Source organism: Nonomuraea sp. NPDC049152, from assembly GCF_040648355.1.
Lineage (GTDB): Bacteria > Actinomycetota > Actinomycetes > Streptosporangiales > Streptosporangiaceae > Nonomuraea.
The window spans coordinates 128,660-139,849 of record NZ_JBEZDO010000023.1 but is presented as its reverse complement, the minus strand read 5'-3'; the positions used below and the strand labels follow the sequence as shown (position 1 = coordinate 139,849).

The 11,190-nt window shown below is 71.1% G+C and carries 10 protein-coding genes; 6 read left to right on the top strand and 4 right to left on the bottom strand.

Annotation, left to right across the window (positions count from 1 at the left end; all coding sequences use genetic code 11):
- The first annotated feature begins 295 nt into the window (after positions 1 to 295).
- The 5 genes from AB0B45_RS34685 to AB0B45_RS34665 are packed head-to-tail and all read left to right on the top strand — an operon-like array spanning position 296 to position 5,561.
- On the top strand, positions 296 to 1,210 hold the full coding sequence (locus AB0B45_RS34685; protein WP_358139247.1) for a hypothetical protein: 915 nt from the start codon (positions 296 to 298) through the stop codon (positions 1,208 to 1,210).
- Positions 1,207 to 2,280 carry a hypothetical protein gene (locus AB0B45_RS34680; protein WP_358139245.1) on the top strand — a complete coding sequence of 358 codons (1,074 nt, stop codon included), beginning with the start codon at positions 1,207 to 1,209 and terminating at the stop codon, positions 2,278 to 2,280. The genes AB0B45_RS34685 and AB0B45_RS34680 overlap by 4 nt, the downstream gene beginning before the upstream one ends.
- Positions 2,270 to 4,069, top strand: a complete 1,800-nt coding sequence (locus tag AB0B45_RS34675) for a hypothetical protein (protein WP_358139243.1) — start codon at positions 2,270 to 2,272, stop codon at positions 4,067 to 4,069. Before AB0B45_RS34680 ends, AB0B45_RS34675 begins: the two co-directional genes overlap by 11 nt.
- The gene (locus tag AB0B45_RS34670; protein ID WP_358139241.1) at positions 4,066 to 5,070 is read left to right on the top strand and encodes a hypothetical protein; all 1,005 of its coding nucleotides are present in this window, start codon (positions 4,066 to 4,068) and stop codon (positions 5,068 to 5,070) included. The genes AB0B45_RS34675 and AB0B45_RS34670 overlap by 4 nt, the downstream gene beginning before the upstream one ends.
- On the top strand, positions 5,067 to 5,561 hold the full coding sequence (locus AB0B45_RS34665; RefSeq protein ID WP_358139238.1) for a hypothetical protein: 495 nt from the start codon (positions 5,067 to 5,069) through the stop codon (positions 5,559 to 5,561). The genes AB0B45_RS34670 and AB0B45_RS34665 overlap by 4 nt, the downstream gene beginning before the upstream one ends.
- A 6-nt stretch (positions 5,562 to 5,567) precedes the next feature.
- On the opposite strand, the gene AB0B45_RS34660 is transcribed toward AB0B45_RS34665, so the two are convergent.
- Complete coding sequence (locus tag AB0B45_RS34660) at positions 5,568 to 6,437, bottom strand: hypothetical protein (RefSeq protein WP_358139236.1); 870 nt, start codon at positions 6,435 to 6,437, stop codon at positions 5,568 to 5,570.
- Between the two features lie 43 nt (positions 6,438 to 6,480).
- Complete coding sequence (locus tag AB0B45_RS34655; RefSeq protein ID WP_358139233.1) at positions 6,481 to 7,446, bottom strand: LD-carboxypeptidase; 966 nt, start codon at positions 7,444 to 7,446, stop codon at positions 6,481 to 6,483.
- Between the two features lie 30 nt (positions 7,447 to 7,476).
- Here AB0B45_RS34655 and AB0B45_RS34650 point away from each other — a divergent pair, with 30 nt between their 5' ends.
- Positions 7,477 to 8,355, top strand: a complete 879-nt coding sequence (locus AB0B45_RS34650) for a sulfotransferase (protein ID WP_358139231.1) — start codon at positions 7,477 to 7,479, stop codon at positions 8,353 to 8,355.
- A gap of 46 nt (positions 8,356 to 8,401) precedes the next feature.
- On the opposite strand, the gene AB0B45_RS34645 is transcribed toward AB0B45_RS34650, so the two are convergent.
- Both AB0B45_RS34645 and AB0B45_RS34640 read right to left on the bottom strand, forming a co-directional pair.
- A complete protein-coding gene (locus tag AB0B45_RS34645; protein WP_358139345.1) occupies positions 8,402 to 10,288 on the bottom strand; it encodes an ABC transporter ATP-binding protein in 1,887 nt (628 codons plus the stop codon).
- Between the two features lie 41 nt (positions 10,289 to 10,329).
- Positions 10,330 to 11,139, bottom strand: a complete 810-nt coding sequence (locus AB0B45_RS34640) for an enoyl-CoA hydratase/isomerase family protein (RefSeq protein WP_358139228.1) — start codon at positions 11,137 to 11,139, stop codon at positions 10,330 to 10,332.
- Positions 11,140 to 11,190 lie beyond the last annotated feature (51 nt).

Genomic DNA, 11,190 nt, shown 5'->3' with positions numbered 1-11,190 from the left:
GGGACACATACACCGCCGGAAAAGCCTTCAATTAGTTGAGAAACATCTTAAGGAGGCTTGACTCTTCACGTGCCGATAAATGGCAGTCAAGATAATCTTTCTTTGACGCTCGGGCATCCCCTCAACCAGACATAACGCCGACGAGGTGACGATGGCGGCCGAACAGCTCCAGCTCATCCCGCGTGACTCCAAGGACGGACAATACGTCCCATACACCATAGATTTCGCGGATGCTCAATGGACCGACGAGCACTTCCGTTTTCGGGTCGGCCGTAACGCAGTAAATGAGCCAGTCATGCAGAAGCTGGCCCATGCGGGAGCGCGCGCTCGCGAACTGCTCGACCACGAGTGGCGCATCGGCAAATGGCTCGGCGACCAGGGCAGGGATTACGTGAGCACCATGCTGGGCCACAATCCCGACGCCGTCCCGCCGTACACGCTGATGACGCTGCGCGGCCGTCCGCTGTCGGAACTGAGCGTGCCGGTCGACCGCGAGACGCTGCGCATGCTGGTGGCGGGGCTGCTGCACGGACTGGAGGTGCTCAGGTCCTGCGGGGTCGTGCACCGGCGGCTCAACCTCGACACGCTGCGATGGGACGGCGGCTCACTGCAGATCACCGACTTCACCCGCGCGGAGTACGACGGCGCCGGCGACACCGTCTCGCACGGCGAGGACGTCTACGCGGCGGGTCTGGTCATCTTCCACCTCTACACCGGAGAGCTGCCCGAGGACGACCCCGCGCGGATGGACGACCGCCTGCGCGGCCAGGACGCGCTGCTGCGCCGGTTGCTGGCAGGCGAGTCCGCGGGGGCCGAGCGCGCGCTCCTCGGCGAGCGCACGGTCTTCGCCGAGCGGCCCGAGGACCGGCCCGACGCGCGCGAGCTGCTCGACCGGTGGTCTCCCGGCGGGCGGGCGGCCTCGGGCCCGGCGCGCGCCTACCGCGACCGCGAGCGGGAGGGGCGGCGCAACTTCCACGAGCTGCGCGCCAGGCAGCACGCATACCAGGAGCGGCATCGCGGCTGGTCGCCGCCGCCGCGGCGCAAGCCGTGGATCGTGCCCAAGCCGCCCACCGGGGCCGCGCGCGGCCGTGAGGCGCCTTGGGCACGCGTCGCTCCGCTGCTGCGGCCGCCCTTCGTCCGCGCCGCGGCCGCCGTGACCGTGGCCGGCGTGCTCGTGGTCCTGGTGGCCGTGCTCTGGAGCCTGCTGTGAGCGCCGTCCTGGAGTGCCCGATCTGCCTGCGCTGGATCGACTGGGACGGCACGCCCCCCGTGGTCTTCGGCCCCGACGACAGGCCCGAAATCCTGCGCAAGGATCCCAGGGAGGACGACGTCGCGTGGCGCACCAGGCTGCAGACCGCCTACCGGCCCTGCTCGGGCGTCGGCTCCCCCGACTCCCACTACCTCCCCTACGACTACGCCGACTACAAGGCGGTCATCATCGGGGTCTTCGGCGAGAGCCGTTCGGGCAAGTCGCACCTGGTCGCCGCCATGATCTCCAGGCTGTGCGCCAACGACGCCGCGCTGCGGCGGCTCGGCCTGACCGTCGAGCCGCTCGACCTGCGCACCCATCAGCAGTACATGAGCAGGACCGTCGAGCCGTTCATCAGGGGCAGGCGCAGGCTCGACCCGACCCAGCCGCTGCCCGTGGTCTTCACCGACGCGCTCAAGGTCACCAACAGGGACGGCGACGCCTTCGCGGTGTCCTTCTTCGACGTCGCGGGCGAGCAGCTCGAACGCTCCGACCCCGAGGTGCGCTTCTTCGGCTCGGTCAACGCGCTGCTGTTCGTCATCGACCCCGACTCCATTCCCGGGCTCACCCAGCCCGCGGCCACCGCGATCGGCGACAGCACCTTCGAGGAGGCCCTCAAGCGGCTCGGCGGGCGGCCCGCGCCCGGCAGGCAGTTCCTGCACCTGCCTGCGGCGCTCGTGGTCGCCAAGGCCGACCTCCTGCGCTACTCCTTCGACCTGGTGGGCGAGTGGATGTCGCGCTCGGGCCCCGCGGAGGAGACCGACCTGTCCACGGCCGAGCAGGAGAGCGAAGACGTCTACGCCTTCCTGGTCGAGCGCAGAGCCGAGCCGTGGCTCCGGCCGGCGGAGAAGTGCTACCGCAGCACGCTGCACTTCGCCTCGGCCACCAACGTCAGCGCCACCGAGTCGACCTACGGCGACGGGTTCGGCCAGCGCAGGGTGCTCAAGCCGCTGCTGGCCCTGTTCGCCATGGCGGGCGTGCTGGACGACGAACCGATGCGGCGGGTGGAGGGCGGCGAGGATGCGACTTGATCAGATCTTCTACACCTGGTCCGAGCGATCCCTGCTGGGCGGCAAGGGAATGGGGCCCGTCGCCTCGTCCCTGCCGATCGACGCGCTGTCAGGCTGGGACCCGCTGCTGCGGGAGCGGGTGTGGGCGGGATGGCAGGAGCACGACCGGTTCGGCCTGGGCTACCTGCGCGGCCCCGACGGCCATGCCGTCATCTGCAAGCGTCCCGTGACCGAGGCGGAGGGCCGCCAGGCCTCGCTCGCCCACATCCTGGTCGGCCACGAGATCAACGCGCTGCAGGCGCTGTCACTGCACGAGTGGGACGGCTGGCTGACCTCGTGGGACGGCACCGCGGAGCTGGCCCCACTGTCGTGGGAGGACCTGCGCCACCAGGCCGACAAGGGCCGCCACGACCTGGTCAGGCGGGCCAGGGCGCTGCCGCCCGCGACGCTCGCCGAGCTGGTCGCGTTCGTGCTGGCCGCTCCCGAGGCCGACGTGTCGGTGGTCGCCCCGCCGGAGGCCCCCGCCGAGCTGCTGTGCGCGCTGGTGGAGATCATGGGCGCGACGACGACGTTCTCGACCATGGAGTCGCGCGACGACGACAGAGGCTGCCCGCACATCGTGTTCCTCCCCGAGCACCACGAGAGCCGCATGGGAGTGGCGCGCCGCAGGCTCAGGTTCGGCGGTGACGGCGGCGATCCGTTCGCCACGGCTCTGGCCGTCTCCTACCGCGCCGAGGGGCGGACGGCCATCGACAGGCTCAGGCCGGCCAGGCCTGTCGCCAGCGTCGACGACTCCAGGGCATGGGCGCAGAAGGCCCAGCTGTCGCCCGGGGTGCTCGACGACGTGGCGGGGCTGCTGCGCAGGGCGCAGGCCCTGTCGGCCGCCGAGCTGGGGGCGCTGCGCTCCAAGCACGGGCTCGCCGAGGCGCGCAGGATCGTGCCAACCATGGACGACGGCGAGCTCGCCGCGCTCCTGCGGGCCACGGCCCTGCCCGAGGAGGTGACCGAACTGGTCCAGGGGGTCGCGCTGCGCTCCTACCTGACCGGCCACGCGGGCGAGCGGGTGCTGGAGGGACTGGCCGTCCGCCCGCCCTCGGCGCAGCTGCTGCGCGAGGCGCTCAAGCAGGACCCCTCGCTACGCAGGGTCGCGGCCCTGGCGGGCAGGGTGTTGCCCGAGCCTCGCGCCCGCCGTGCCCTGGTCGACTCGGTCGCCAGGACGATGTCCAAGGCCGAGCTGATCGGCTGGGTGCACGAGCACTCCGCCGAGGAACCCGAGGCGGCCCGTGTGGCGCTGAACGTGATCTGCGACGGGCGCGAGCGTTCGTCGGAACAGCGCAGGCGCGCCCTGGACGCGCTGATCGCCAGGGGCGGCCTCGCCGAGGCGGCGGCACGGCTGACAGGCTCGCCCAGGGAGGCGACCGCCTACCTGCAGAGCGTGCTCAGCGTGGTCGCGGGCGAGAAGATCGACGAGGGGGTCATGGCCGCCTTCCTGGCCCATCCGCGCCCGTCCGCGCAGCTGCTGTACGCGCTGCGGGCGCTGGCGCGCGACTCGAGGTCGCTCGCGCTGGTCGACAGGACCGCGTGGACCCAGTTCTTCGTGCAGGCGGGCCTGCCGACGCCGCTGGGGGCGCGACCCGTCGCCACACAGGCGCGGGCCCAGCCCAGGTCGACGGAGCAGGCGCGACCAGGGCCTTCGGACGACCTGCCCGCGCCCAAGGCCGAGCGCATCCTGCTCGTCCTGCTGTTCATGGGCGTCATCGCGCTGCTCGCCGTCGTCGCCGTCGTCGCCACCTCAGGGGGACCGCTATGAGTTTGGAGCAGGTGGCGAGGGACCTGCGCACGTACGGCGGAAAGCCGCTGGCCAAGGTGAGCGAGGAACTGTCGCTGCACGAGGGGCGGCGGCTGCGCGGCATCGACCTGCTGAGCGCCTACGACCCGGAGAAGATCGTCAAGGGCTCCGGCTGGTTCGTCAGGCTCCTGGAGATCGTCAGGGACGGCCTGGTGTTCGTGCCCGTCGCCTTCACCTGGTGGCAGGTGGCGCTCGCGCTGAGCGCCTACGGCGAGACCGACGGCCGCGTCCCCTTCCTGCTGGCATGGCAGCGCGGCCTGCAGGGCGTCAGCCCGCTGTCGGACTCCGCGACGACCATCGCGACCATGGTCGGCGCGGTGGTCGTCCTCACCGTGGTCATCAGGGTGGCCGACGAGGCGAGCGACAACCGGCGGCGGAAGCTCGGCGAGGCCCTGGCCCAGGCCACGTTGCTGGTCGCCGAGGTGCCCGTCGCCGCCGGGCAGCCGGTCTCGATGGCGGAGCTGAAGGATGTCGCGACGCAGATCAGCGTCGGCTCGAGCGAGCTGTCCGAGGAGCTCAGGAAGGCCACGAAGACGATCGGCGAGGCGGTGTCGGCGGGTCCGGGCAGCCAGCTGCACGAGGTCTTCACCTCGTGGCTGCAGGCGGCCGACAGGCTCGGTGAGCTCACCGCCTCGCTGAAGAGCTCGAAGGAGACCGCCGACGAGCTGGCGACGCTGCACAGGGCGCTGTCGGCCGAGGTGGGCAGGTTCACCGCGGAGGCCACCGGCTTCCTGGCCACGCTCAGGGACGAGCGCACCATGGCGAGGGACCAGGCCCACGTGCAGAACAAGGTCGCCGACGGCGTCGCGCGCTCCACGGCCGTGCTCGGCGACTCCCTGCAGGCGCTCAACGAGCGGACCCACCTCTTCCACGAGATCGTCAGCAGGATCTCCGACGTGGTCACCAGGCTGGAGGCCGGTGTCGCGGAGAACGGCCACCGGGCCCAGGGGAGGGGCTGGTGAGGCGTGACCGCATGCGGACCACGCTGCTGGCGGGCTGGCTGTTCGCCGACCTGTTCCTGGTGCTGGTGCTCGTCGGGCTCGCCTCGCTGCCGGTCACCACGAAGGAGGGCACCCCGACCCACTCCCCCAGCCCGAGCGTCACGGCCGAGCCGCCCGAACGCGACAGGCTGCGCAAACGGCCCGTCGACTTCGACATCGAGATCCCGCCCGCCAGGTTCCGCGACAGCGGGCGCCAGGCTGCCATGCGGGAGCTGCTCACCAAGATCGACACCGAGCTGGCGGAGCGGCGTCTCACCGAAAGCCGCGCGGGGTTCGTCCTGGTCTTCGCCTCGGGCCCGCAGGAGGCCACCGGCGTCGCCCAGGACACCGCCGAGCGGATCTACCAGAGCCTGCGCAGGCGGCACGAGGTGTTCAGGGACAGCAGCGGCGTGGGCTACTGGGCGGGTGCCAACAGCGACCACCTGGAGTTCAAGGTCTTCTTCTACGAGTGAGGCGGGTCAGGCGGCCAGCCGGGCCAGGACCCTGGCGAACTCGGGTGGCGGGGCGACGACGAGCCTGGTCTGACCGTCCTGGAGGACGATGTCGGCGCGGATCAGGGTCAGCCTGCCCGCGTGCCACCAGTAGACCTGCGGGCTGAGGCCGCCCGCGCGCTCGGCGTGGACGCGCAGCCGCTCGATGGCGCGCACGACGCCGATGCCGTCCACCGGGTAGAGCACCAGCGTGGACGGGTCGGGCAGGACGACGAGCACGCCGTCCTCCGGCACGGTGACGTACTGCGGGAGCCAGCGCAGGTGCGCGGCCGCGGCCACGGTACGACCCGACAACCGCCAGGCCTGCAGACCCGACAGGTCGAGGTGGGAGAGGGTCAGCCGCTCGTCCTGCCGGACGTTGTCCAGCGCCAGGTCAAGGGCCTGACCGGAGGGGATGGGCCAGCAACCGGCCTCCTCCGGGCGGACGAAGCGGGCCCCGACGGTCAGCAGCTCGACCAGGTCTCCGTTGAGGGAGCGGCCGACGACCCTGGTGAGGTCCTCGACCGCGTCGACCGACTCGACCCTGGTGCGCAGCAGCGGCTTGACCTGGTCGAGGTCGCACACGTCGAGCAGGTCGTCGGCGGCGGCCACCGCGTTGGCCAGGTGCTCGGACACCAGCACGGGCCAGTCCTCGCGGGAGCGGCGGCCCGCCTCGCGGCGCAGGCCCGCCAGCCGTACCAGGATCTCCCTGCCGCCGCCGAGCGTCAGTGATCCACCGTCGGGGGCGAACTCGCAGGTGTAGCCTAGGGAGTCGGCGACGAGCGCGAGGAGGGAGTCGAGATCGATCTCCTCGACGGATCTCCGGGAGGGCTCCCGGTCGCGCCTGAAGAACTTCACGCGTCCCGCCCTCCGGAAATCGTCGGTTTTCTCCCTATGCGTCTTACACTGCCTGGTCCGCGGGGCCAAGCAGACCAGCAAGGGAGCACGATTCGGTATCGATAACACCAAGCCCTCCGAGCCACACGGACCTCTGTGGCGTGCCGTGTCCCACCGTCAACCCCGCTATCACAGGCACTCCGAGGGGCAGCAGCCGTTCGGCGAGAACCGGGTAGGGATCGCCGCACTCCACCCACGATCCGAGCGCGAACCCGCGCACGCCGTCGAGGGCGCCCGACTGCAGGAGCTGGGTCAGCATCCTGTCGATCCGGTACGGCTGCTCGCCGACGTCCTCCAGCAGCACGAGCCTGCCGGCGAAGGACGGCTGGTAGCGCGTCCCGCACAGCGAGGCCAGCAGCGACAGGTTGCCGCCCGCCAGCACGCCCTCCGCTCGCCCCTCGCGCAGCACCCTGTCCCCCGTGACGGGCGGGGCGTGGCCGAACAGCGCGGCCCGCAGGTGGTCCCACGTCACCGGCTCGGGCTCCTCCTCGAAGGAGAGCGGGCGGCAGGCGGGCATCGGGCCGTGCAGTGTGGGCAGGCCGAGCTCGACGCCGAAGACGTGGTGCAGGGCGGTGATGTCGCTGGAGCCGAGCAGGATCTTGGGGCCCGCGGCGCGCATCGCGTGCCAGTCGAGCAGGTCGAGGATCCTGGCCGCGCCGTACCCTCCGCGCGAGCAGAAGACGGCGGAGATGGCCGGGTCGCACCAGGCGGCCTGCAGGTCGGCGGCGCGGTCGGCGTCGGAGCCTGCGAGGTAGCCCTCGCGGTCGAGGACGTGCCGGCCGAGCACGACTTTCAGCCCCAGTCCTTCGAGCAGTTTCACGCCTCGCTGCAGCAGCGCCGCGTTCGGCGGCCCCGACGGCGAGACGACGGCGACCGTGTCGCCCTCGCGCAGGTGAGGCGTTCCGGTTTCGGGGCTGACGGCCACTCCTGTGACCACCGTGACGGATGTTGGCGTGGCCGGTTCGTTCACCTCGCAAACGGTGTCACACTTACCTGACGTATGCGACCTCCGCCCCACATTCTCGTGGTCAACGGCATCAAGGTCCGCAGGCCGGTGTTCCTGCTCGGAGCCCCGCATTCCGGCGCGGACCTGCTCGCGCGTGCTCTGAAACGCTCGCCGGGCTTCCACATGACGATGGGCCGCCAGTCGGTGGCGCACGTGGTGCACGCCTTCGCCCGCCGTCCCTCCATCGGGCGCAGCTCGGGCGCGGTCAGGGTGCTGCGCGACTCGCTCGCCGAGTCGTGGCAGGTGCTGCCGGGCTCGTGCGGCCAGTGCGCGCCGCCGTGCAGGGAGGCGGGAGGGGTGACGGGCGTCGGCCCCTGCGTCGCCACCGCCACCGTGACCCGTTTCGGCGACGCGACTCCCGACCTGCTCTACACCGCCGAGGTCCTGTTGCAGGCCTTTCCCGACGCCCGGTTCGTGCAGCTGATCCGCGACGGCCGCGACGTGGTGTGCGACATGGCCGCCGACCCCGACTGCCTGGCCTGGTTCAAGCCGTCGATGCTGGCCGACGACACCGAGTTCCCCAACGCCTTCCTCGGGGTCAACCGCGACGAGCACCGCGAGCGGTGGAAGAGCATGCCGACGGCGGGCAAGTGCGCGCTGCGCTGGCGCAGCGCGGTGCGGCTCAGCGCCACCCTGCGCAGGGAGCTGCCGGCCGAGCAGCTGCTCACGCTCCGCTACGAGGACCTGGTCCACTCCACCGGCGAGAGCGTCGCCTCGCTGTCGAGCTTCCTGGAGACGCGTGTGTCCAAGGTCGCCCTGTACGGCACGCGCGTCCCCGAGGTCGGCGCGTGGCGCACCCGCCTGCGTCCCGACGACCGCGAGCTGGTGGAGAAGGTGGCGCGCGAGGAGCTCAGCCGGCTCGGCTACGCGTAGGACGCCGGCCCCGGATCATCGGCCCCGGATCATCCAGTCGGGGCCATCAGCCCTGCTCGCGCGCCTCGGCGGCGAACTGGGTGCGGTAGAGCTCGGCGTAGAGGCCGCCGCGGGCCAGCAGCTCCTCGTGCCTGCCGCGCTCGGCGATCCTGCCGTCCTGGACGACGAGGATCTCGTCGGCCTCGCGGATCGTCGACAGGCGGTGCGCGATGACCAGCGAGGTGCGCCCGGCCAGCGCCGTCTTCAGCGCCTGCTGCACCGCCGCCTCCGACTCGGAGTCGAGGTGGGCGGTGGCCTCGTCGAGCACGACGACGCTGGGCGCCTTGAGCAGCAGCCTGGCCAGCGCGAGCCGCTGCTTCTCCCCTCCCGACAGGCGGTAGCCGCGGTCGCCGACGACGGTGTCGAGCTGATCGGGCAGTCCCTCGATCAGGTCGGCGATCTGCGCTGCCCGAAGCGCGTCCCAGATCTCCTCGTCGTCGGCGTCGGGCCTGGCGTAGCGCAGGTTGGCGCCGATGGTGTCGTGGAAGAGGTGGGCGTCCTGCATCACGACGCCCACGGTGTCGTGGATGGAGGCGAGCGTGGCCTCGCGCACGTCCAGCCCGTTCAGCCGCACCGCGCCCTCGCCCACGTCGTAGAGGCGCGAGACCAGCGAGGTGATGGTGGTCTTGCCCGCGCCGGAAGGGCCGACGAGCGCGACGAGCCTGCCCGGCCGCGCGGTGAAGGAGACGCCCTTGAGCACGGGGTTCGACGGTCCCGTGTCCTGTCTGGCCACCGACTCCAGGGAGGCCAGCGAGACCTCCTCGGCGGCGGGGTAGCGGAAGTGGACCTCGTCGAACTCGATCGTCACAGGACCCGCGGGGACGGGCCGCGCCCCCTGCTTCTCGGCGACCATCGGCTTGAGGTCGAGCACCTCGAAGACGCGGTCGAAGCTGACCAGCGCGGTCATCACGTCGACGTGGACGTTCGACAGCGAGGTCAGCGGGCCGTACAGGCGCATCAGCAGCGCGGCGAGCGCGACCAGCGTGCCGAGCTCGAAGAAGTCGCCCACCGCCAGGACCCCGCCGATGCCGTAGACCAGGGCTGTGGCCAGGGCGGCGACCAGGCCGAGCGCGACTCTGAAGACGGTGCCGTACATGCCCACGGTGACGCCCACATCGCGCACCCGCGCCGCGCGCCTGCCGAAGGTGTCGGCCTCCTCCTCGGGCCTGCCGTACAGCTTGGCGACCATGGCGCCCGCCACGTTGAAGCGCTCGGTCATCACCGAGCTCATCTCGGCGTCGAGCTGCATCTGCTCGCGGGTGAGCACGGACATGCGCCGCCCCACCCACTTGGCGGGGAAGATGAAGATCGGCAGCAGGACCAGGGCGACCAGCGTGACCTGCCACGACAGCACCAGCATCGCGCCCAGCACGAGGACCAGGCTGATGACGTTGGCGACGACCGAGGACAGCGTGCTGGTCAGCGCCCGCTGCGCGCCGATGACGTCGGTGTTGAGCCTGGAGACCAGCGCGCCGGTCTGGGCGCGCATGAAGAAGGCCACCGGCATGCGCTGGACGTGGTCGAAGACCTCGGTGCGCAGGTTGTAGATGAGCCCCTCGCCGATGCGGGAGGAGAACCACCGCTGGGCCAGCGTCAGGCCCGCGTCGACCGCGGCCAGTGCCGCGATGGCGACGGCCAGGCCCACGACGACGTCTGGCCGTTTGGGCAGGATGCCGTCGTCGATGATCGCCTTCATCAGCAGCGGGTTGGCGACCACGATGACCGCGCCGGCCATCACCAGCAGCAGGAAGGCGGTGATCTGGCCGCCGAAGGGGCGGGCGTAACCCGCTATGCGTCTGACCGTGCCGGGGCGAAGCCGCTGCTTCGTGACCGACTCGTCACGTCGCAGCGACCGCATCGTCTGGGGCCCGAAGCCCCCTCCCATCATCGCCATCGGCATTCACAGCATCCGGCGGGTCATCAGTGATTCCCCTGTCAGCTCCCGGCGAACAGCGCCTTGATCCTGGCCTTCTGCTCGACCCGCTCGGCCGCGGCCTGCTCCTCCAGGGTGCGCCCCCTCGCGCCCTGGAGCAGCCGCTTGGTGGCCGTCGCCGCGTCGCGGTTGGTCGTCAGCAGCTCGGCCGCCTTCTCCTGAACGGCCTGCGCCAGCCCTCCCCTGTTGACGACGTGTTCGGCCAGTCCGATCCTGAACGCCTCCTCGGCGCCCACGACCCTGGCCGTGAGACAGATGTCGATCGCCTTCGCCGTGCCGACCAGGTCGACGAGGGGCTTGGTCCCCGTCAGGTCGGGCACGAGTCCGAGGGCGGGTTCCTTCATGCAGAACTTGACGTCATCGGCCACGATCCGCAGGTCACAGGCGAGCGCCAGTTGGAATCCGGCGCCGATGGCGTGACCCTGGACGGCGGCGATGGAGACGATCTCCGGACGGCGCAGCCACAGGAAACCCTGCTGGGCCTGTTCTATTACCTGCTCGAAAGACTTCTCGTCGAGTTGTGCCGTCGAGCTGAACGAGCCCTGTCCTGGCACCCCCTCGGGTGTGAACATCCGCAGGTCGATTCCTGCTGAGAAGGACGGTCCCTCACCTTGGATCACGACGATTCGAACCTGCTCAGGCAGGTCGTCACCGATCCGAGCCAGAGCCGACCAGGTGGCGAACGTCTGCGCGTTTCGCTTGTCCGGCCGATCCAGCGTGATCGTCGCGATCTCACCGTCCACCTCGTAGCGCAGTCCCGCCTCCTCGAAGGAGACGCTGTCCGCACTCCCCCCAAGCGTCGCTTCCGCCATCGCTCACTCCCGCGTGGTCACGGGTCGCTTCCCCGCCTCTCGGAGTCGGGG

Coding starts and splice junctions, on each gene's coding strand:
- AB0B45_RS34640 (WP_358139228.1), bottom strand. CDS start 11,139: ATGGCGGAAGCGACGCTTGGGGGGAGTGCGGACAGCGTCTCCTTCGAG.
- AB0B45_RS34645 (WP_358139345.1), bottom strand. CDS start 10,288: ATGGCGATGATGGGAGGGGGCTTCGGGCCCCAGACGATGCGGTCGCTG.
- AB0B45_RS34670 (WP_358139241.1), top strand. CDS start 4,066: ATGAGTTTGGAGCAGGTGGCGAGGGACCTGCGCACGTACGGCGGAAAG.
- AB0B45_RS34685 (WP_358139247.1), top strand. CDS start 296: ATGCAGAAGCTGGCCCATGCGGGAGCGCGCGCTCGCGAACTGCTCGAC.
- AB0B45_RS34650 (WP_358139231.1), top strand. CDS start 7,477: ATGCGACCTCCGCCCCACATTCTCGTGGTCAACGGCATCAAGGTCCGC.
- AB0B45_RS34675 (WP_358139243.1), top strand. CDS start 2,270: ATGCGACTTGATCAGATCTTCTACACCTGGTCCGAGCGATCCCTGCTG.